This window comes from Dactylosporangium roseum (genome assembly GCF_025264685.1).
Classification (GTDB): domain Bacteria; phylum Actinomycetota; class Actinomycetes; order Mycobacteriales; family Micromonosporaceae; genus Dactylosporangium; species Dactylosporangium roseum.
The window spans coordinates 1,413,949-1,435,172 of record NZ_CP073721.1; the positions used below are offsets into that span (position 1 = coordinate 1,413,949).

Here is a 21,224-nt window from a genome sequence, read left to right on the forward strand (position 1 = left end):
TGCTTCAGGACTGCTGGGAATCTCCCGCCGGCGGCTGCTCCCACGGCGGCGGAGCGATCGGCGTGCGCGTGATGGTCCGGCGGATCCGGCCGAGCTTGGCGCGACCGCGCCGGGTGCCCCACGACGTGAGGAACGCCGCGGTCCCGGCGGCCCGCTGTGTCACCGGCAGCTCGTTGTTGAGCAAGGCCTTGGTGATCTCCCAGGTCATCCGGGTGTGGTGGCTCTGGTTGCTGGCCGGCCTGCGCTTCTTCGACTTCTTCGCGCCCGGCTCCAGCCACTCCAGGACCTCGTCGGTGTCCCGGTTGGCGCCGAACGTGTTGGTGGCGTGCATGCGGCGGAAGAACAGCCGCTCCGGCACCTGGACGAACTCACCGCGCAGCGCCAGCTCGTGCAGCATCACCACGTCGCTGGAGAGGAACGGGCCGAGCAGGCGCGTCCTGCGCAGCACGTCGGTGCGCAGGACGCCGAATACCTCGTTGCAGAGGTTCCACTTCCGGGCATACCACGAGACCCGGCTCCGCGAGCGCAGGTCCGCCGTGTCCATCGCGTCGTCCCACGGGCCGATCTCGTTGCCGTCGCTGTCGATCAGCATCGTCTGCGGGAACGCGAGGATCGCCGACGGGTGCGCGTCGAGCGCGGCGACACACCGGCTGATGAGGGTCGGCGCGGCGAGGTCGTCGTGCGCGGTGAGCCGGAACAGCTCGCCGCGCGCCAGCGAGACGACGCGCCGGAAGTTGCCCGCCTCGCCGAGGTTCTCCGGATTGCGGTAGATCCGCAGCCGGTCGTCCTTCTGCGCGTAGGTCTCCAGGATGTCCCAGGTGCTGTCGGTGGAGAGGTTGTCGCAGACGACGATCTCGAAGTCCGGATAGTCCTGCGCCAACATGGACTCGAGCGCCAGCGGCAGGTATCGCTCGACGTTGTACGTCGTCATGCCGATCGTCACCCTGGGCGTGCCAGCACCGGTCATGTCAGGCCACCAGGATCTCTGCGGTCACGCCCAGGTCCGCCAGGGACTTGGCGATCTCGTCCTTGTACGCCGGGTTCGTGATGATCACCGCCTTCGGTTGGAGCGCCGTCAGCGTCGACGGCGGGTCGACCCGGTGTCCGGTGACCGGCAGGAACCGTCCCCACTTCCTCGGGTTGAGGTCGACCACACCGTGCAGGCCCAGTTCGCGGTCGGCGAGCGTGAGGAACTGCACGCCCCGCGATCCGGCGCCCCACAGGACGGGCTTCGCGCCCTCCGCGTTGAGCCGCGAGATCGTGCTCCGCCAGCGCTCGCGCTCCGCGTGGTGCCGCTCGGCGAAGCCGGCGATCGCGGCGAGCTGCTTGTCACGGGCACGCAGCGAGGGCAGCTCGCCGGTGTGGGCGACGTGGCCTCCTGCCCGTGGGCGGTTCGCCGAAACCTCGATGTAGCGGAACATCCCGGAGAACAGCGTGCCGGTCGACTCCACCGTCCAGCCGGCCCGGCCGAAGATGCTCGCCAGCGAGTAGGCGTCGAAGTACGACACGTGCGGGTAGATGACCTCCCAGCCGGCGGTGGCGAGGTCGTAGACCGCGTCCGGCACCTCGACGTATCCGAAGACCTCGCGACCCTTGGCCTGCTCGCGCAGGTCGACGAGGAACTCGTAGGGGTCGTCGAGGTGCTCGAACCAGTGGCGCGAGGTGAAGAAGTCGTAGTCGGGCAGGCCGCTGCCGCGCGGCGCCAGTCCGCTGTGGAAGGTGACCGCGCCCTGTTCGCCGACCTCGCCGGCGTACATCGCGTCGTAGCCGACGCCGCGCGCGCCGCCGACGTGGGTCAGCTCCTTGAGGAACTCGCCCTGCCCGCAGCCGATGTCCAGCACGAGCTTGCCGCTCAGGTCGTACCGCTCGCTGAGGCTCTGGACGAGATCGCTGGAGAACCGCTGGAACGCCGGGGAGAAGTGGAGGTTGGTGTCCATCGTCGTGTCGTAGACCAGCAGGTCCTTGTCGAACGCGACATTACGGACGTAGGCACAGGTCGGACAGTGCGCCAGCACCATCCTGCCCACCGGTGAGGCGACGGCGTCGCCGTGCGCCTCCCAGTGCACCCCGCACAGGACGGGGATCTCGCCCAGGTCGGCGAACTCGACGAGCCGGTCGTCGCCGCAGGCGTCGCAGATCCGCTGATCGTCGCTCACGCGTTCACCCACCGCAGGTTGTCGTCCAGCTTGCCCTGCTCCATCAGCGACCGGATGCGCTTGATGCGCTGGTGCCGCTCGCTGCCGAACTGCTCGATGGTCAGCCCGTGCCGCTGGTACTCCTCGACGAGCTGCTCCACGCCCAGCTTCACCGTCCACTTCGGCTGGAACTCGGGGATCTCGGCGGCGATCAGGTCACACGTGACGCGGTAGTTGCGCAGGTCGGTGCCGGCGCCGGCCGCGAAGGTGACCTCGCTGCCCGGGACCACCTCGGCGACCAGGTTGGCCACGTCCCGGATGAGGTAGTTCTCGCTGGAGCGTCCGATGTTGTACGCCTTGGCGTGCACCCGCTCGCGGCCGACCTCCAGCAGCGCGAGGAACGCCGCGGAGATGTCCTCGATGTGCACCAGCGGCCGCCATGCCTTGCCGTCGGACAGCAGCCGCACCTGGCCGGTGAGCAGCGCGTGCGCGGCGAGGTCGTTGACGACGAGGTCACCGCGCAGGCGCGGGGAGAAGCCGTACGCCGTGGCGTTGCGCAGGAACGTGGGGGAGAAGTCGTCGTCGGCCAGCTCCAGCAGCCCCTGCTCGGAGAGGATCTTCGACTCGCCGTACGGGGTCACGGGCTGGAAGCCGGCCGTCTCGTCCAGCGGCGTGTCGTCGTCGCCCTTGCCGTACAGCGAGCAGGACGACGCGAAGAGGAAGCGCCGCGCGCCGACGGCCTTCGCGGCCCGGGCCAGGCGGAGCGTCGAGCGGTGGTTGACGTCGTACGTCAGGTCCGGGTTGAGGTTGCCCAGCGGGTCGTTGCAGAGCGCGGCGAGGTGCACCACCGCGTCGAAGCCGGTGACGTGCTCCGGCTCGACGTCCCGCAGGTCGACGCGGAGCGTCTTGACCTCCTCGGGCGCCGGGCCGAGGACGCAGTCCGCGAAAAGCCCGGTGTCCAGGCCGACCACCTCGTGCCCGGCTTGACGGAGTATCGGCACCAGCACGCTGCCGATGTATCCGTCGTGACCAGTGACGAGTACGCGCATGGCAAAGCTCCCGAACGCTCGGCGGGTGGAAGGCGAGTCTATGAGGCGCCGAAAAGGCCCTCGGTGGTGTGTCGGACTTCTTACTCTGGCGTTTACCGGAAGCCACCGGCGACCGCTAGCTTCTTGCCTTGGATTTTGCCTTAGGCTGACTCGTCCATGGCCGCGTGGGGCGTGGCTTCGGATGTGATTCGTCAGTCATTCGCTGGATCGCCGGTTCGCTGGTGGGGAGCCTAGCGCCAGTGACAATTTGGGGGGAACATATGCCCGTAGTCTCGTGCCGGTTGTGTGGGGCCGAGCTCACCGAGACCTTCGTCGACCTTGGGATGTCCCCGCTCTGCGAGAGCTACGTGCCCGCGGAGAAGATCGACGCCCCGGAGACCTTCTACCCGCTCCACGTGCGGATCTGCTCCGAGTGCCTGCTCGTGCAGCTCCCGGCGTACGTGGCGGGTGAGGAGATCTTCTCCGACTACCTGTACTTCTCCTCCTACTCGACGTCCTGGGTGGAGCACGCCCGGCGGTACGCGGTGTCGATGATCGAGAAGCTCAACCTAACGGCCGACAGCCTGGTCGCCGAAGTGGCCAGTAATGACGGATACCTTCTCCAGCATTTTGTGGACGCAGGTATCCCGGTGGTCGGCGTTGAGCCAGCGGGAAATGTCGCAGCGGTTGCCCGGGAAAAGGGCGTCCGCACCGAGGTGTGCTTTCTCGGGCCGGAAACGGGTGCATCGGTCGCGGCGCAATACGGCGCCGCGGATCTGGTGGCGGCAAATAACGTTTATGCCCATATTCCGGACATTATTGGGTTTTCGCAGGGCCTGGCTAATCTGGTCAAACCGGGCGGGTTGGTCACCCTTGAGTTTCCGCACCTGCTGCGCCTGATCGAGCGGCGCCAGTTCGACACCATCTACCACGAGCACTACCAGTACCTGTCCCTGCTCACCGCGTCGCGGGCGCTGGCGAAGGGCGGCCTCACCGTCGTCGACGTCGAGGAGCTCTCCACGCACGGCGGCTCGCTGCGCGTACACGCCATGCACGCGGATCACGCGGGGGAGCCGTCGCTCGCCGTGAAGAACCTGCTGGAGGCGGAGGCGGCCGCCGGCCTGCACACGCTGGACGGGCACAAGGGCTTCGCCGACGAGGTCTTCACGATCAAGCGCGACCTGCTCGACTTCCTCATGACGGCGCGCCGCGAGGGCAAGCGGGTGGTCGGCTACGGTGCGCCGGGCAAGGGCAACACGCTGCTCAACCACTGCGGCATCCGGGAGGACCTGCTCGAGTACACGGTCGACCGGTCGCCGCACAAGCAGGGTATGTTCCTCCCCGGTACGCACATCCCGATCCACGAGCCGGAGCGCATCGCCGCGGACCGGCCCGACTATGTCCTGGTCCTGCCGTGGAACCTGCGCACGGAGATCGGCGCGCAGCTCTCCTACGTGCGCGACTGGGGCGGCAAGCTGGTGTACCCGATTCCCGCGCTCGAGGTAGAGGGGTAGTTGCGGTGAAGGTGGTCCTGTTCTGCGGTGGCCTCGGCATGCGCATGCGCGAGGGCACGAACAACGCGCCCAAGCCGATGGCGATGATCGGTGACCGGCCGCTGCTGTGGCACGTCATGCGGTATTACGCACATTTCGGGCACACCGACTTCATCCTCGCGCTCGGCTACGGTGCCGCCGTGGTCAAGGACTACTTCCTGCACTACGACGAGACGCTGTCCAACGACTTCACCCTCGTCGGCGGCAACCGTGACGTGCAGTTGTTCTCGACCGACATCACGGACTGGAACATCACGTTCATCGACACCGGCCTCAAGGCGACCATCGGCGAGCGGCTCATGCGCGTGCGCAAGTATGTCGAGGACGAGCCGATGTTCCTGGCCAACTACGCCGACACGCTCACCGACGCGCCGCTGCCCGAGATGGTCGAGCGGTTCCGCACGTCGGAAGCGACCGTGAGCATGCTGGCCGTACCGCCGGTGTCGACCCACCACGTCGTCGAGATGGGCGACGACGGGTCGGTCTCCCGGGTCCGGGACTTCCGTGAGCTGATGACGTGGGAGAACGGCGGATACTTCATCATGCGGCCGCAGATCTTCGACGCCCTGCGGGAGGGCGAGGACATGGTGCCGCACGCGTTCGACCGGCTGATCCCCGACCGCAAGCTCCTGGCCCAGCAGTACGACGGGTTCTGGCGCGCGGTCGACACCTTCAAGGACCGGGCGGAGATGGAAGAGGCGTACAACGGCGGCAACTGCCCCTGGATGCTGTGGGACTCCGCACGACGGCCGGTCGTACCGGCGCAGCGCTCATGATCGGATTCTCACTCGCCGGCGTGCGGTCCGTCGTCCTGCTGGGTGCCCACCCGGACGACATCGAGATCGCCGCCGGCGGCCTGCTGCTGTCGTTGCCGGCCGGGGTGTCGGTGGAGTATGTCCTGGCGACCGGGGTCCCCGACCGGCAGGACGAGGCCCGGTCGGCGGCGTCGGCGTTCCTCGCGCGGGCGTCGTCGCTGCGGTTCCATCTGCACGACCTGCCGGACGGGCGGCTGCCCGCACACTGGAACGCGGCGAAGGAGATCGTGGAGGCGGCGGCCGGGCTGGGCCGGGCAGACCTGGTGCTGGCCCCGTCCCGGAACGACGCGCACCAGGACCACCGGCTGCTGGGCACGCTGGCGTCGACCGCGTTCCGCGACTCGCTGGTCCTGCACTACGAGATCCCCAAGTGGGACGGCGACCTGTCGCGGCGAAACGTCTACGTGCCGTTGACGGTGGAGCAGGGCCGCCAGAAGGTGGCGCTGCTCCACGAGCACTTCCCGTCGCAGAAGGCGCGCGACTGGTGGGACGACGAGGTGTTCCTGGGCTTGGCCCGCCTCCGCGGCATGGAGTGCCGGTCCCACTACGCGGAAGCGTTCACGGTGGACAAGGCGGTCTTGTCGTTCTGACCGCGTCAGCCCGCCTGTCGCCGAAGCCGACTTGACCTTGGTGGCTTTCGGGGGCCCCGACCACGGAAAGCGACCAAGGTCAACGCAAGCCCTCATGATCTTGAATCTATCGCGATCATGGGCAAGGCGGGGTGCTGATCGGTGTCAGCCGTGGGTCACGGGCTTGGCGGTGTCGAGGTACACGTTGCTCGACTCCCACTTCACGCCCGGCAGGTCCTCGTTCGACGCGGGGCCGTAGCGGCTGTTCCGCACGAACACGTTGCCGCGGAAGACGACGTTGTCGGCCTTCGTGTCGGGGCGGATGTTCACCGTGTAGTTGCCGCCGGTGAACAGGTTGTCCTCGACCAGCAGGTTGCTCAACGACGGCGCCGTCTCCGAGCCTAGCTGGAACCCCGCGTTGAACGGTTCGTTCGTCGTGGGGTTGAAGGCCTCCAGCGTGTTGTGCCGCACCACCATGCCCGTGCCGCCGGTCGTCTGCAGGATGTCCTGGTGATCCTTCTCGTCGGTGAAGATCAGGCCGTGAATCCAGCAGTCCTCGATCACGGCGCCGTCCGAGACGCGCGGTCCCTCGTTCAGCGTGTGCATGTGGACCCGGCGCAGCGTGTAGTGGCCGAAACCGACGCCCAGCCCTTCACCCTCGCCCTGGATCTCCGAGTCCTCGACGGTGAGGCTCGCGTCGGGGACCATGTCGTCGAACACCCGGATAATCATCCCGCCCTTGTTCTTGCAGGTGATCTTCGACCGCTTGATCGTCACGTTCTTCGCCTTGATGTCCAGGCAGTCGGTGAGGATCTTCCCGTCGATGACCGTGCCGGGCTCGGTGATCACGTATTTTCCGGTGTACGGCGTGAGCTTCGTCCCGGCGGGAACGCCCGTGTTCTCCGGCCCGGGCCACGGCTTCGAGGCCTTGACGGGGCCGGGAGTGAGGCCGGCGCCGCTGGTCGCGTGTTTCTTGCCGGGCTCGTCGAAGGCGTACTTCGCCTCGTACGGCTTGGCGTCGACCGACGAGTCGCTCACGATCACCGGCGCCGCGGCGCTGTGCGAGAAGCCCGTCGTGCAGCCGTGGACCTTCACCCGGCTCGCCGTGTAGTTGCCGTGGCCGACGCCGGTCATGTCCTTGCCGCCGCAGAACACCTCGGTGTTGTCGATGACGGTGCCGGTGAACCCGGCGAACACCTTGATCGCGACCGTTCCGGTGTGGTGGACGGTGGTGTTGGTGATCTTGACGTTGTTCGCCTTGACGTACAGGGCGTTGGTGAGCTTCTGCCGGTCGACCGTGGCACCGTCGGTGCTGATGACGGTGGCCTTCTCGTGGGTGCCGCCGTCCGGACCGGCGTGGCCGTCACCGTCGACCAACTGGAGGATCACGACGGTGGCGGCGCCCACGACGGCCAGGGCGCCGACGATCGCGCCTCCGATGATCCACGGGCGGCGCGGGCGGGATGGCGGTGGTGTCGCATCGCGATCGGCTCGGCTTCCCCGCACCTGATCAGTGCTCACACCATCTCCCCCAGAACGCGGTCTGGCCACCCGCCGCACAGACCCGCGGACGATACGTGAGGAACATTGCCCCGATCAACCCGACTGTCAACTTTCGGCATCCTTCCCACAGGAAGTCGCAGGCCACAAGCAGTCGGGGCCACGCACCGAATCGTCGGCGCGCGGCCCCGAGCCGACGGGAACGGTCAGCGCGTGCCGCCGTTGGCCTCCACGGCGACCTTGCCGTTGCTCGGCGCGCCGGTCGTCGTCTTCTCCTGCGTGGCCGCCTCGCGGATGGCCTCGGCGGCCTTCTCGGCGTCGGCGACCGTCTGAGCGGCGCGGTCGGCGGCCTCGGTGCCGGCGGCCGTCGCCAGTTCGTCGATCTCCTTGGCCCGCTGCTCGGCTTTCCTGATCTTCTCCTCGGCCGCGCGGAGCCGCTCCTCGGTGGCGGCGAGCTTCGCGGCCGCCTCCTCGGCATTGGCCGTCTGCTGCCGCAGCTCGGCGAGACGCATCTCGGCTGCGGTGACCTGGCTGGTCAGCTCGGTCTCCTGAGCGCGCAGCCCGGCGAGCTGGGTGCTGAGCTCCGCTTCCGACTTCGCGATCCGGCTGGTGAGCTCGGTTTCCTGCTCGCGCAGCTCGGTCAGGCGCGCCTCGGCCGCCTCGACCTCTTCGGCCCGCTTGTCCAGCGCGGTCTCCCGCTCGCGCAGCTCGGCCAGACGCGTCTCGACGTCGGTCTCCTTCGCCTGCACCTCGGCCAGGCGCGCCGCGGCCGTGGCCGCCGACTCCGCCGCCGTGGCCGCCGTTGCGGTGTCGGCCGCACTCACAAGTGCCTCGGCCTCGGTCTTGGCGGTCGCACGGAGCTGCTCGGCCTCCGTTTCCGCGGTGGCGCGGGCCTTGGCCAGCTCCTCCTCGGCGGTCGCCCATAGCTGGGCGATCTCGGCCTCGCGCGCCGTGCGCAGGTCGAGCAGCTCCTGCTCGACGGCGGCGCGTTGCTCGGCCGCCCGCTGTTCGGCCTCGGCGCGGGCCTGGTCGTCGTCCTTGGCGGCCTGCTGCTGGATCTGCGCCGCCTGCTGCCTGGCCTGCTCGGTCACGGCGGCGGCCGACTGCTCGGCCTGCGCGGCGAGCACGTCCGCAGCCTCCCTGGCCTGGGCGGTCACGGTGGCGGCGTGCTGCTCCGCCTGCGCGGCGACGGCCGCCGCGGCCTCCTGCGCCTTGGCCGCCACGGCCGCGGCCGCCTGCTGGGCCTGGGCATTGACCGCCTCGGCCTGCTGTTGCGCCTGCGCGGCCAGGGCCGTCGCCTGCTGCTGCACCGCCGCGAAGTGCTGGTCCGCCTGCGCCCGCACCTGGGCCGCGTGCTGCTCCGCCTCGGCGCGCAGCGCCGCCGCCTGCTGCTCGGCCGACGTGCGCAGAGCGTGGGCGTGCTGCTCGGCCTGCTGGCGGGCCTGCTCGATCTGGGCGGTGCCGGTCTGGACGATCCGCTGTGCCTCGGTCTGCGCGGTGGCGATGATGTGCTCCGCCTCGGCGCGCGCCCGCGTCGCGCGCTCCTCGACGGCGCGGGACTCGGCGTCGATCGACCGGCGACGGTCCGCCACCGTCCGCTCCTCCTCGGTGCGGCGGGCGGCGAGGGCGAGCTCGAAGTCCTCGTTGGCCTGGGCGGCGCGGCCACGGGCGTCGGCGAGGAGCCGCTCGGCCTCGGCACGCAGGCCGGCGATCTCCTGCGCCGCGCTGGCGCGGATCGATTCGGCCTGGTCCTCGGCGAGGCCGAGGATCTGCTCGACGCGTGGTCCGAGGTGCCGGAAGGAGACCTCACCGTGGTGCGGGATGCGACGGCGTAGCTCGGCCAGCTCCATCTGCAGGTCTTGCGCCTGCGAGGCGAGGGCCTGCACCTGGCCCCAGACCTCCTCGTTCTCCAGTTTCAGTGCGGCGATCTCGTTCTCGGACTGGGTCCAGTACTTGTCGACCTGGTCCTTCTTGTAGCCCCGGATCGCGGTCTCGAAGTCAGGCTCCGAAGAGACCCCGGTCCCCGAGCCGAAGAGGTCGCCGTCTGACATAGCATCCATCCTCACACGCAACGTCCCGCCACGCGCAATTACACACCGCGCATGACGGGACGTGCGATCGAACTCCCCGTGAATGGTTCAGGAAGCGGCAGATCATCCGCCGCGACCTACCGTACGTCAGGCGGAGACCTTCTCGCCGTCTCCCGACTTGCCCTTCTTCTCGGACCCACCCTGCTGCGGCGGCGAGACCGACGGCATGATGCCGGCGAGGCCGGAGAGCATCTGACCGAGCTGTGAGGTGACCGCGTCCTTCTGGCGGGTGAGGTCCTCGACCTCGCGCCGGGCACGCTGCGTGGTGTCGTCGGCCTCGGCGCGGGCCTCGCTGAGCACCCGGTGCGCCTCGGCGCGGGCCTCGTTGACCGTCTTCTCGGCGAGTGCCTTGGCCTTGTCGACGGTCTCGGCGGCGGCGCGCTCGGACTCGACACGGCGCGTCTCGGCGCGCTGCTCGATCTCCTTGGCGCGATCTTCGGCGGCACGGGCGCGGCCCTCGGCCTCGGTGACGAGCTTCTGCGTCGCGGCGACGGCGGAGGCGTGGCGGGCGGACTCTTCGCGCTCGGCCTTCTCCTGCCGCTCGGCGATCTCGAGGGCCAGGGACTGGAGGTCCTTGTCGCGCTTGTCGCGGGCGTCGGTGAGCAGCTTGGTCGCCTCGGCGCGCTTCTCCTCCGCCTCGCGGGCGGCCTTGGCGCGTAGCTGGGTGATCTCCCGCTCGGCGGTCGCTCGCAGCGTCGCGACCTCACGCTCGACGGTCGCCTTCAGTTCGGCGACCTCGTGGGCGGTGGCGGTGCGGAGCTGCTTGGTCTCCCGCTCCGCGTCGGCCCGCAGCGTGTCGGCCTCGCGCCGGGCCTGCACCCGGACCTCGGCGGCCTCCCGCTCCGCGGCGGTGCGCAGGTTGCCCGCCTCGCGCTCGGCGGTCGCCTTCATGGCGGCGGACTCGGCGCGCGCCTTGTCGGTGATCTCGCGAGCCTCGAGCCGCGCCGCGGAGATGATGCCCTCGGACTCCCGCTTGGCCTCGCCCCGGTGGTCGTTGGCCTGCTCCTCGGCCAGGCGCAGGATCTGCTCGACCCGCGTGCCCAGGCCCGACAGCGTCGGCCGGTTGTTCTCCTCCAACTGTTTGTTGGTGTCGCTGAGCTTCTGCTCCATCGTGCCGAGCCGCTGTTCGGCCTGGCGGATGCGGCGCTGGGCCTCGGCGATTCGGCCCTCGGCCTCTTCCCGGGCCTGGTTGGCCTGCTGGAGCTGCGCGTTGAGACGCTGCAGCTTGCTGTCGACCTGCTGGCGGTCGTAGCCGCGCAGGACGACGCTCAGCTCTTCGTGATCCGAGCCGTTCTGGAAGAAGTCAACCGAGGACTGCTGCTGGGGCATTGGCACATACTTGCAGACCACCCGGGGGCCTTCGCAAGGGTACAACGGCTATCTTCCTCAGGGCCCGCATGGTCAACTTTGCGGGTCCAGGACACGCCACGGTTTTGTCATGCGGTGCGGGCGTGTCACCTGACGGTGCGACCGCTGAGCCGCACCGGGCCGGTCACGACGCTGTGACCGTCCCGGGGCGGGGTCATGGTGGGCCGGCGGGCCGGCCTACCGGTCGCGGAACCGGTTGATGGCGTCGGCGTGGCGGGCGCGGAACTCGGGATCCCGCACGCCGAGACCCTCCGCGGGAGCCAGGCCGAGCACGCCGACCTTGCCCTGGTGCGTGTTGCGGTGGACGTCGTAGGTCGCCTGCCCGGTCTGCTCCAGGGAGTAGGTGCGCGAGAGCGTCGGGTGGATCCGTCCGCGCGCGATGAGCCGGTTGGCCTCCCACGCCTCACGGTAGTTCGCGAAGTGGCTGCCGACGATGCGTTTGAGGTTCATCCAGAGGTACCGGTTGTCGTACTGGTGCAGGTAGCCGGACGTGGAGGCACACGTGACGATCGTGCCGCCGCGCTTGGCGACGTAGACGCTCACGCCGAACGTCTCCCGGCCCGGGTGCTCGAACACGATGTCGGGATCCTCGCCACCGGTCAGCGAGCGGATCTCCGCGCCGAAGCGGCGCCACTCGGCGACGTCCTGCGTCTGCTCGTCCTTCCAGAACTGATACCCCGACCGGTCGATCACCAGCTCGGCGCCCATGCTGCGGCACAGCGCGGCCTTCTCCGGGCTGGACACGACACACACGGGCGTGGCGCCGCCGTTGAGGGCGAACTGGACCGCATACGAGCCGAGGCCGCCGGACGCGCCCCAGATGAGCACGGTGTCACCCTGCTTCATCTGTGCGCCGTGGTGGGAGACGAGCTGCCGGTAGGCGGTCGAGTTGACCAGCCCGGGGCAGGCCGCCTCCTCCCAGGACAGGTGCGCGGGCTTGGGCATGAGCTGGTTGGCCTTCACGAGCGCCAGCTCGGCGAGCCCGCCGAAGTTCGTCTCGAAGCCCCAGATGCGCTGCTGCGGGTCGAGCATCGTGTCGTCGTGCCCGGCCGCGTCCTCCAGCTCCACGCTGAGGCAGTGCGCGACCACCTCGTCGCCGGGCTTCCACTTGCTCACCCCCGGTCCCACCCGCAGGACGACGCCGGCCGCGTCCGAGCCGACGACGTGGTACGGCAGGTCGTGACGTTTGCTGAGGTCGCTCTGGTTCCCGTACCGCCGCAGGAACCCGAACGTCGAAACAGGCTCGAAGACCGAGGTCCAGACGGTGTTGTAGTTGATCGCGCTGCCCATCACCGCGATGAGCGCCTCACCCGGTCCGACGGCCGGTGTCGCGACCTCCTGGACGTGCAAGGACTTGCGCGGGTCCTTGTCGCGGGTGGCCAGGCCGGCGAACATCTCGGCCTCGTCGGCCCGGACCACCACGCCCCGGTAGCTGTCGGGCACCGGCAGGTCCGCCACGGCGCGGAGCTCGGCCGCGGGGTCGGTGGCCCCTTCCGCCTGCATGATCGCGTCGAGGATGTGCTGCACCGCTACGTCTCCTAACGTCCACGATTTCCAAGGGAAGCGTCGCCGGAGGAACAGGGGGACGACTATGGGGAACGGCGACACATTCACGTGCGCCGAGGCGGAGGTTACTGAACGGTAGCTAAATCAGGAACCGGCCTGTGAAGAACTCCACTGGCCCGCTTCAGCCGTCCTCGCGTGAATCTGCGCGGCAAGGCTCCACCAGCTCCACGAGCACGCCGCCGGCGTCTCTCGGGTGCACGAAGTTGATGCGCGAGTCGGAGGTGCCACGGCGGGGCGTGTCATACAGCAGCCGTACCCCGCGCTCGCGCAATGAAGCGCACGCGGCGTCGACATCCTCCACGGTGTAGGCCAACTGTTGTACGCCGGGACCGTTGCGGTCCAGGAACTTGGCGATCGTCGACGAGGGTGACAGCGGTGCGAGCAGTTGCAGGCAGCCGCCTTCGGTGGAGGGTCCGACGGACAGCATGGCCTCGCGGACGCCCTGCTCCTCGTTGACCTCTTCGTGCACGCAGCGCATGCCGAAGACCCGTGCGTAGAACTCGATCGCTGCGTCAAGATCCGCGACCGCGATGCCGACGTGGTCGATCCGCAGGATGCCGATCGGTGAGATATCCAACTTCTGATCCGAGGTCTCCATGGCGATAGTCTGAACTGATCCATCGTTCAGGTCGCAACGCGGCTGCTGTGAACCATCTCTCGGAGGCCACCCGATGACTCAGTCGGTGATTGTCAACGGCGCCCGCACGCCGATGGGGCGACTGCTCGGCGCGCTCAAGGACTTCCCGGCCACCAAGCTGGGCGAGATCGCGATCAAGGCGGCGCTCGAGCGCTCCGGCGTCGCGCCTGACCAAGTGCAGTATGTGATCATGGGGCAGGTGCTCCAGGCCGGGGCCAGCCAGATGCCCGCCCGCCAGGCGGCCGTCGGCGCGGGCATCCCGATGAGTGTGCCGGCCCTCACCATCAACAAGGTATGCCTGTCGGGCCTCGACGCGATCGCGCTCGCCGACCAGCTCATCCGGGCAGGTGAGTTCGACATCGTGGTCGCGGGCGGCATGGAGTCGATGACCAACGCGCCGCACCTGCTGCTCAACCAGCGGCAGGGGTACAAGTACGGCGACGTGGTGGTCAAGGACCACATGGCCCTCGACGGGCTCACCGACGTCTTCGACCAGGTGTCGATGGGCGAGTCGACCGAGCGGCACGTCGCCCGACTCGGCATCACCCGCGAGGCGCAGGACGCGTTCGGCGCCGCGAGCCACCAGAAGGCCGCCGCCGCCCAGAAGAACGGCCACTTCGCCGAGGAGATCGTCCCGGTGGAGATCCCGCAGCGGAAGGGCGACCCGCTGCTGGTGACCGACGACGAGCAGATCCGGCCGGAGACGACCGCCGAGACGCTCGCCAAGCTCCGGCCGGCCTTCACCAAGGACGGCACCATCACCGCCGCCACCTCCTCGCCGATCTCCGACGGCGCCTGCGCCGTTGTCGTGATGAGCCGTCGGAAGGCCGAGGAGCTGGGGCTCACCTGGCTCGCCGAGATCGGCGCGCACGGCAACGTCGCCGGCCCGGACAACTCGCTGACCAGCCAGCCGTCCAACGCGATCAAGCACGCGCTCACCAAGGCCGGGCTCACCACCGACGACCTCGACCTGGTCGAGATCAACGAGGCGTTCGCCGCCGTGGGCGTGCAGTCGACCGCCGACCTCGGCGTCGACCCGGCGATCGTCAACGTCAACGGCGGGGCCATCGCGCTCGGCCACCCGATCGGCATGAGCGGTGCCCGGCTCGCCCTCACGCTCGCCTTGGAGCTGCGTCGCCGCGGCGGCGGGCTCGGCGCGGCCGCGCTGTGCGGTGGCGGCGGCCAGGGTGACGCGCTGCTGCTGCGGGTCCCCAAGCAGTGACGGTCCGCCGCTCCCGAGACGTGTCGTCGCTCGTCGAGAGCGCCCGCGACGGCGACCCCCGGGCGGTGGCACGGCTGATCACGCTGGTGGAGGACGGCGACGAGGTGCTGCCGCGGCTTGCGGCGGCCCTCGCGCCGCACACCGGTGACGCGCGGGTCATCGGCCTCACCGGCGCGCCCGGCGTCGGCAAGTCCACCACGACCAACGAGCTGGTCCGGGCCTTCCGCAAGGCCGGACGGCGGGTCGGGGTGCTCGCCGTCGACCCCTCCAGCCCGTTCACCGGGGGTGCGATCCTCGGCGACCGCGTCCGCATGCAGGACCACGCCACCGACCCGGGCGTCTACATCCGCTCCATGTCCAGCCGCGGCCACCTCGGCGGGCTCTCCGCGGCCACCCCGCAGGCGGCACGGGTGCTCGAAGGGGCGGGCTGCGACCCGGTCGTCGTGGAGACGGTCGGCGTCGGGCAGGCCGAGGTGGAGATCGCCGGCCTCGCCGACACCACGCTGGTCCTGCTCGCACCCGGGATGGGCGACGCGATCCAGGCCGCCAAGGCCGGCGTGCTCGAGATCGCCGACATCTTTGTCGTGAACAAGGCCGACCGCGACGGCGCCGACGCCACGTACCGCGACATCCAGGGCATGATCGGCCTCGGCGAGCGCGCACCGGGGCAGTGGCGGCCCCGGGTCGTGCGCTGCGTCGCGGCCCGCGCCGAGGGCATCGACGACGTCGTGGCCGCGATCGACGAGCACCGCGAGCACCTGGAGCGCTCGGGCGAGCTGCGCCGGCGGCGCGAGCGGCGGGCCGCGGCGGAGGTCGAGGCGATCGCGCTGGGCACCCTCCGCGCCCGCATGAAAGACCTTCGCAGCGGCACCGAACTGCACTCCCTCGCTACGGAAGTAGCGCACGGTCGACTGGATCCCTACGCAGCGGCAGCGGCCCTGTTGGCTCAACTCGACGCAGGTGGGCGGTCTGGCTAAGGTCTGCGCGTCAACCTTTCGTCAGGGTCGGTCCGGCCGATCCTGACGGCCCGTGGCAGGCCGTCAGGATCGGCCGGACCGAGCCTGGGACCAGCACAGGGGGCTCACTTGACGGCCTGGACCGTCATGTTGCGCGGCATCAGGCACCGGGCCGGCCGGTCGCTCGTGGTCTTCCTCCTCGCCGTCACGGCGACCACGGCGGCTGTCCTCGCTCCCGCGTACGGACGTGCCGCGCAGCAGTCGGTGCTCACCGACGGGCTGTCCGCAGCGTCCACCGGCGCGACCGGGCTCACGGTCGGCGCCAAGGGCACCGGCGACAGCGCGGCCTTCATGGACCTCGCCGAGATCCGGCGCGCCATGAACACGGCACTCGCCAAGGACAACCGGCTCGCTGACCGCCTGGACCTGCCGGTGGCCGCCGTCGACACGGAGGTCACCTTCGACGGGACGGGCGCCAAACTCGCCTATCGCGACAACGCCTGCACCCGGCTCGACATCGACGGGGACTGCCCGGACGGGCCGGGCCAGATCGTCGTCAGCAAGCGCACCGCCGCCGGCCGGAATCTCCGGAAGGGCGACGACCTCACGCTGCACCTCGGTCCGGCGGGCGCCGGCCGGGACAAGACCTTCCGGATCACCGGGCTCTACAGCCCGAAGGACGCCGACGCCGCCTACTGGGGCCGCACCGCGTACTTCAGCGCGGGGACGGACGGTGCCGGTGAACACGTCGACTCGCTGTTCACGATGACCGAGGAGGACGTCCGCGCCGACGCCGCGGCCACCGTCTCGGCCCGGCTGGAATACCCGCTGCGCCCCCGCCTGGTGCACCTCGACGACGTCGCCGGGCTGCGCGACGGTCTCCAGCTCCTCGGCGACCGCCTGCGCGGGCAGGAGCTGGAGGTCACCACGACGCTGCCGGCGGTGCTGCGCGACATCGACGCCGACCAGCGTGCGATCGCCCGCACGGCACCCGTCGTGGCCGTACCGCTGCTGCTCCTGTGCTGGTTCGTGCTGTTCCTGCTTGTCGCGTCGCTCACGGAGGAGCGTGCGCCCGAGATCGCGCTCGCGAAGTTGCGGGGTTATCCGGCCGGGCGGGCGGCGCGGTTCGGTCTCGGGGAGGTGCTGCTGCTGACCGCGGCGGCGGTCCCCGTCGGCATCGTCGCCGGACTCGTGCTGGTGCGGGCCGCCGCCGGCGCGCTCCTCGCGCCCGGCGTGGGCGTCGAGGTGCGCTGGCCGGTGTTCGCCGCGGCCGGCATCGCGTTCGCCGCCGGGCTCGTCGCCGCCGTCCTCGCCGGCCGCCAGACGCTCGCCAGACCCGTGCTCGGCCTGCTGCGGCGGGTGCCCGAGCGGGGCGGCCGGCGGGCCGGCGTCGCCGAGGGGATCGTCGTGGCGCTCGCCGCGGCCAGCCTCATCGCCGCCGTCAGCGACCGCGGATCCCCGCTCGCGCTGCTCGCGCCGCCGCTGCTCGCCGTGGTCGCCGGCGTGGCCGCGGCCCGGCTGCTCAGCCTCTGGTCGGTTGCCCGGCTGCGGATCGCGCGCCGGCGCGGCCGCATCGTCGCGCTGCTGTCCGCGGCCCAGTTGTCCCGCCGCCCCGCCGGCCAGCGGCTGGTCGTGGTCGTCACCGTCGCCGTGGCGCTGCTGTCGTTCGCCGCGACCGCCTGGGACGTCGCCGCGACCGCCCGGCGCGACACCGCCGAGGACGCCGTCGGTGCGCAACGGGTGCTGACGGTCAACGCCCAGCACCCGGCCGAGCTCGCCGAAGCGGTCACGAAGGCCGATCCCGGTGGGCATGCGATGGCGGTCGTACGAGCAAGCCAGCGCTTCGACAACAGCACCGTCGAGCTGCTGGGGGTCCAGGCCGACCGGCTCGCCGGCGTGGCCGTCTGGCGCGGGCACTCCCGCGAACAGGTGGCCGAGATCGCGGGGCGCCTGCACCCGACCGCCGCCGACCCGCTGCGGCTCGGCAAGGACCTCAGCGCCGAGGTGTCCGTCGAGACGCTGCCGGCCAAGCCCGCGCTGCGCCTCGCCGCGATCGTCGCCGACCCCGGGCAGCCGCCCCGGACGGTGCCGCTGGGCCCGCTGGCCAAGGGCATCCGCACCTACCACGCGGTGCTGTCCGGCTGCGTCACCGAGTGCCGGCTGATCGGGCTCGCCGTCGGCCGGGCCGCGGGCGGCAGCGACCCGTTCACGGTCACCGTCGCGGTGCGCGCGCTCACCACCGACGCCGGCCCGCTGGCGCCCGGCTTCGACCTGGCCGGCCGCTGGCAGGCCCGGCCCGGCGCCGGGAGCGCCAAGGTGACGGTCCACGCCGGCACGGCCCTCGTCATCGACGTCTCCGGCAGCGACCCGGCCGACGCCGTCGTCGAGCACGTCGACACGCCCGAAGCGCTGCCCGCCGTCCTCGCCGGTGGCGCGCCGGCCGACGACGCGCGGGCGGCGACGTTCGCACTGCCCGGCTTCTCCGAGCAGCCGCAGCCCTTCACCGTCGCGGCGCGCACCGACAGCCTGCCCCGGGCCGGGCGGCACGGCGTGCTCTTCGACCTGGACTACGCGACCCGCATGGCCGAGCGCAGCGCCAGCCTCACCGACAACGGCGGCCTGCGGTACGAGGTCTGGGCCGGCACCGGCGCACCCGCGGACCTCGACCAGCGGCTCGCCGCGGCGGGGGTGCGGGTGCTGACGAGCGAGACCATCGACGGCTACCTGGACCGGCTGGCCCGGCGGGCACCCGCGCTCGGGCTGTGGCTCTACCTGCTGGCCGGGGCCGCGGCGATCCTGCTGGCGATCGGCGTGGTGCTGCTGACCGCATACGTCGGGGTGCGCGCCCGGCTCTACGAGCTGGCCGCCCTGCGAGTCGCCGGTGTGCGCGCCGGTCAGTTGCGGCGGGCGGTCTTCCGCGAGCACCGTGCGCTGCTCGGCCTGCCGTTCCTGGTCGGCCTGGCGGCGGGCGTCGCGGGCGCGTTCGTGATGCTTCCGGGCATGCCGCTGGTGACCGTCGACGAGCCGACCGGCTCGTTCGCCTTCGAGCCGGGCATGGGCGCCCTCCCGGCGGCCGTCGCCGTCATGGTGGTCGGCCTGTTGCTCGCCGTCCTGGTGGTGCTGCGTCTGCTCGGCCGCGCCACCCCGCTGCGGCTCAAGGACGGTGCCCAGTGAGCGGTCCGGAGCGGAGCGGAGGCGGCGTGAGCGCAGGCCTTGCTGTGATGTGCCGGGGGCTGGTGTACATCTACCGGCTCGAGGGATACGACGTCGTCGCCCTGTCCGGCGTCGACCTCGACATCTCGGCCGGGGAGTCGGTCGCGTTGCTCGGGCCGTCCGGTTCCGGTAAGTCGACGCTGCTGTCGCTGCTCGCCGGGCTGCTCCCACCGTCCGCGGGCCGGCTCACGGTCGGCGACCACGACCTGGTCCGGGCCACGCCGGCCGAGTTGCAGACGCTGCGGGCCACGGACGTGGGCGTGGTACTGCAGGGCGCGTCGCGCAACCTCCTGCCGTACCTGACGGCGGAGCAGAACGTGCGCTTCGCGCAGCGCGGCGTGCCCGCGGAGCGGCGGCGGGAGCTGCCCGATCCGCGTGACGCGCTCGCGATGGTGGGCCTGACGGGGCGGGGCCGCAACCGGCAGCGCCCGCAGCGACTCTCTCCTGGTGAGCGCCAGCGGTTGGCGCTCGCCGTAGGGCTGGCCGGCCGGCCGGGCCTGCTGCTCGCGGACGAGCCGACCAGCCAGCTCGACACCCGGGCCCGCGACGAGGTGCTCCTCGCCCTCGACGCGGTGCGTCGCTCGGGCACGACCGTCGTGGTCGTGACCCACGACCCGGACGTCGGGCTGCGCATGGGGCGCACCGTCACCATCCGCGACGGCAGGGTCGGCGCGGAAGGCAGGCGCGGAGAGGACTACGCGGTGGTGGGTCGCGACGGTACGGTGCACCTGCCGCAGGAAGCGCTGCGCATGCTGCCGCCGGGCACGCTCGTTGGCATCGAGCCCCAGCCCGACGGCACCGTGCTGCTGGTGCCGGCCCGTTCGTCCGACGTGGAGGGTGTGCAGTGAAGACGTTGACGGTCGACGGCGTGACCGTGGCCTACGAGCGGGACCATCCCGTCCTGCGTGACGTGTCCGTCGTCGTGTCACCGGGGCAGATCCTCGCCGTCACCGGACCGTCCGGCGCGGGCAAGACGACGCTGCTGTGGGCGATGGCGGGCCTGTTGCGCCCGGCCGTCGGGGCGGTGTCGGTCGACAACACGCCGCTGCGCGACCGCGACCACGCGGTCGCCGAGCGGGTCGTGCTCATCCCGCAGGACAACGGCCTCGCCGCGATCCTCACCGCGCAGGAGAACATCCAGGTCGCGATGATCGCCGGCGGCGCCGCACCGGCCGACGCCCGCCGGGCGACGGTGTCGTCGCTGGAGCGCCTGGGCCTGGCCGGCCAGGCCGACCAGTTGGTCGAGGAGCTTTCCGGCGGCCAGCAGCAGCGCACCGCGATCGCCCGGGGCCTGGCCCTGCACGGCGAGGTGGTCCTGGCCGACGAGGTGACCAGCGAGCTGGACGCGACGAACCGCCAGCGGGTCATGGAGATCCTCCAGGAGGAGGCCCGCCGCGGCGCCGCGGTCGTCTTCGCCACCCACGACCCGGAGGCCGCGGCCGCCTGCGACCGCGAGTTGCACCTCTCCGACGGCGCCGCCGAACTGATCCGCTGACCGCTCGCCCGAACACGGCGGACCCGCACCGCTCGGAGTGCGGGTGCGCCGCTCGACGCCGACCGGTGCACGGATGGTCGTCGCGGCCCTCTCGAGCGCCGTTGCGGGATTGCTCCGGGTAGCGGGGCGGACCGTAAGTCGGGGTGTTCGGGGGAGTCCCTTGCCTGGCGGGCCGCGAGTACGCTCGGCGCGGCCTGAGAACAGGGACAGGGGAGAAGCAGACATGACCGAGGCGACGGCGGGCATCCCCGCCCGCACCGATGCGCACGATCCTGACATGACCCGCGACGCGCTCGCCGCCGTCGAGCCCGCCGCGCCGGCCGCCGTACCGGCCGCCGTGCCGGCCCAGGGCGGCGCGCCGGCCGAGGAGCAGTCGCGCCTGCGTGCCGCTGCCGACGAGGCGGCCGAGCGGGTGACCACCTTCGCCGCCGACGCCGCCGAGCGGGTCGGCGAGTTCGCGTCCTCCACGGCGGCCGCGTCCGGGCGGATCGCCTCGCAAGTGGTCGACCGCCTGCGCAACAACGCCGAGCTGGCCGCCGAGCGCGGCACCACCACGATCGCCGACGAGGTCGTCGAGAAGATCGCCGGCATCGCGGCCCGCGAGGTGCCCGGCGTCTACGACCTGGGCGGCGACGTCGCACGCGTGTTCGCCGCCGTCCGCGACCGCATCGGCCTGGGGGAGTCGGAGGGTGAATCCTCCGACCGCGGCGTGCAGGTCCGCCTGGAGGGTCGTTCGGCCGTCGTCAAGATCACGCTCGTGATCGAGTACGGCTTCGTCCTCTACTCGGTGGCGGAGAAGGTCCGCGCCAAGGTCATCGGGGCGGTCGAAAACCTGCTGGGTCTCGAGGTCACCGCGGTGGACATCGTGGTCGACGACGTTCACGTCGAGGACAAGGCGCCGGTCGGCGACGCGGCCGACTACCACCCCTGACCCACCGCCCAACCCTCTCGACTCCCGTCGATCTTGCAGTTGTGGTGCCCCGCAAACCCGGACAATCTGGGAGTGTCCCGGCACCACAACTGCAAGATCAACGCTAAATGGGGGGAGGGGGTCCGGTGGGCCTTAGCGATCGTTCA

The 21,224-nt window shown here is 71.0% G+C and carries 17 protein-coding genes; 9 read left to right on the forward strand and 8 right to left on the reverse strand.

The window, feature by feature from the left end:
- Positions 1–4: 4 nt before the first annotated feature.
- The 3 genes from Drose_RS07400 to Drose_RS07410 are packed head-to-tail and all read right to left on the reverse strand — an operon-like array spanning position 5 to position 3,184.
- Positions 5–967 carry a glycosyltransferase family 2 protein gene (locus Drose_RS07400; protein WP_260727443.1) on the reverse strand — a complete coding sequence of 321 codons (963 nt, stop codon included), beginning with the start codon at positions 965–967 and terminating at the stop codon, positions 5–7.
- A 1-nt stretch (position 968) separates the two neighbouring features.
- Positions 969–2,156: a class I SAM-dependent methyltransferase gene (locus tag Drose_RS07405; protein WP_260727444.1), complete on the reverse strand. Its 1,188-nt coding sequence runs from the start codon at positions 2,154–2,156 to the stop codon at positions 969–971.
- A complete protein-coding gene (locus Drose_RS07410) occupies positions 2,153–3,184 on the reverse strand; it encodes an NAD-dependent epimerase/dehydratase family protein (protein ID WP_260727445.1) in 1,032 nt (343 codons plus the stop codon). The genes Drose_RS07405 and Drose_RS07410 overlap by 4 nt, the downstream gene beginning before the upstream one ends.
- Positions 3,185–3,465: 281 nt before the next feature.
- Between Drose_RS07410 and Drose_RS07415 the strand changes: the two genes are divergently transcribed.
- Genes Drose_RS07415 through Drose_RS07425 form a run of 3 tightly spaced genes read left to right on the forward strand, consistent with a single transcriptional unit; the run spans position 3,466 to position 6,121 of the window.
- Positions 3,466–4,677 carry a class I SAM-dependent methyltransferase gene (locus Drose_RS07415; RefSeq protein WP_260727446.1) on the forward strand — a complete coding sequence of 404 codons (1,212 nt, stop codon included), beginning with the start codon at positions 3,466–3,468 and terminating at the stop codon, positions 4,675–4,677.
- Positions 4,678–4,682: 5 nt separating this feature from the next.
- On the forward strand, positions 4,683–5,492 hold the full coding sequence (locus tag Drose_RS07420) for a sugar phosphate nucleotidyltransferase (RefSeq protein WP_260727447.1): 810 nt from the start codon (positions 4,683–4,685) through the stop codon (positions 5,490–5,492).
- Entirely contained in the window at positions 5,489–6,121 is a 633-nt protein-coding gene (locus Drose_RS07425) for a PIG-L deacetylase family protein (RefSeq protein WP_260727448.1), read from the forward strand. Before Drose_RS07420 ends, Drose_RS07425 begins: the two co-directional genes overlap by 4 nt.
- 144 nt (positions 6,122–6,265) lie before the next feature.
- On the opposite strand, the gene Drose_RS07430 is transcribed toward Drose_RS07425, so the two are convergent.
- The 5 genes from Drose_RS07430 to mce form a co-directional block, all read right to left on the reverse strand.
- Complete coding sequence (locus Drose_RS07430) at positions 6,266–7,621, reverse strand: right-handed parallel beta-helix repeat-containing protein (protein ID WP_260727449.1); 1,356 nt, start codon at positions 7,619–7,621, stop codon at positions 6,266–6,268.
- A gap of 185 nt (positions 7,622–7,806) precedes the next feature.
- A complete protein-coding gene (locus tag Drose_RS07435) occupies positions 7,807–9,651 on the reverse strand; it encodes a coiled-coil domain-containing protein (protein ID WP_260727450.1) in 1,845 nt (614 codons plus the stop codon).
- A gap of 126 nt (positions 9,652–9,777) precedes the next feature.
- A complete protein-coding gene (locus Drose_RS07440; protein ID WP_260727451.1) occupies positions 9,778–11,019 on the reverse strand; it encodes a coiled-coil domain-containing protein in 1,242 nt (413 codons plus the stop codon).
- A 216-nt stretch (positions 11,020–11,235) separates the two neighbouring features.
- A complete protein-coding gene (ccrA, locus tag Drose_RS07445) occupies positions 11,236–12,585 on the reverse strand; it encodes a crotonyl-CoA carboxylase/reductase (RefSeq protein ID WP_260727452.1) in 1,350 nt (449 codons plus the stop codon).
- A 160-nt stretch (positions 12,586–12,745) separates the two neighbouring features.
- Positions 12,746–13,222, reverse strand: coding sequence for a methylmalonyl-CoA epimerase (gene mce / locus Drose_RS07450; RefSeq protein ID WP_260727453.1), 477 nt, complete (start codon positions 13,220–13,222; stop codon positions 12,746–12,748).
- 73 nt (positions 13,223–13,295) lie between these two features.
- Between mce and Drose_RS07455 the strand changes: the two genes are divergently transcribed.
- The 6 genes from Drose_RS07455 (at position 13,296) to Drose_RS07480 (ending at position 21,078) form a co-directional block, all read left to right on the forward strand.
- Positions 13,296–14,483 (forward strand): acetyl-CoA C-acetyltransferase, encoded by a 1,188-nt coding sequence (locus tag Drose_RS07455; RefSeq protein ID WP_260727454.1) that lies wholly within the window; start codon positions 13,296–13,298, stop codon positions 14,481–14,483.
- Positions 14,480–15,460, forward strand: a complete 981-nt coding sequence (gene meaB, locus Drose_RS07460) for a methylmalonyl Co-A mutase-associated GTPase MeaB (protein ID WP_260727455.1) — start codon at positions 14,480–14,482, stop codon at positions 15,458–15,460. Before Drose_RS07455 ends, meaB begins: the two co-directional genes overlap by 4 nt.
- A 108-nt stretch (positions 15,461–15,568) precedes the next feature.
- Positions 15,569–18,613 carry an FtsX-like permease family protein gene (locus Drose_RS07465; protein ID WP_260727456.1) on the forward strand — a complete coding sequence of 1,015 codons (3,045 nt, stop codon included), beginning with the start codon at positions 15,569–15,571 and terminating at the stop codon, positions 18,611–18,613.
- A gap of 47 nt (positions 18,614–18,660) precedes the next feature.
- Positions 18,661–19,500, forward strand: coding sequence for an ABC transporter ATP-binding protein (locus Drose_RS07470; protein ID WP_260729631.1), 840 nt, complete (start codon positions 18,661–18,663; stop codon positions 19,498–19,500).
- On the forward strand, positions 19,497–20,147 hold the full coding sequence (locus Drose_RS07475) for an ATP-binding cassette domain-containing protein (RefSeq protein ID WP_260727457.1): 651 nt from the start codon (positions 19,497–19,499) through the stop codon (positions 20,145–20,147). Before Drose_RS07470 ends, Drose_RS07475 begins: the two co-directional genes overlap by 4 nt.
- A gap of 223 nt (positions 20,148–20,370) precedes the next feature.
- A complete protein-coding gene (locus Drose_RS07480; protein ID WP_260727458.1) occupies positions 20,371–21,078 on the forward strand; it encodes an Asp23/Gls24 family envelope stress response protein in 708 nt (235 codons plus the stop codon).
- Positions 21,079–21,224 lie beyond the last annotated feature (146 nt).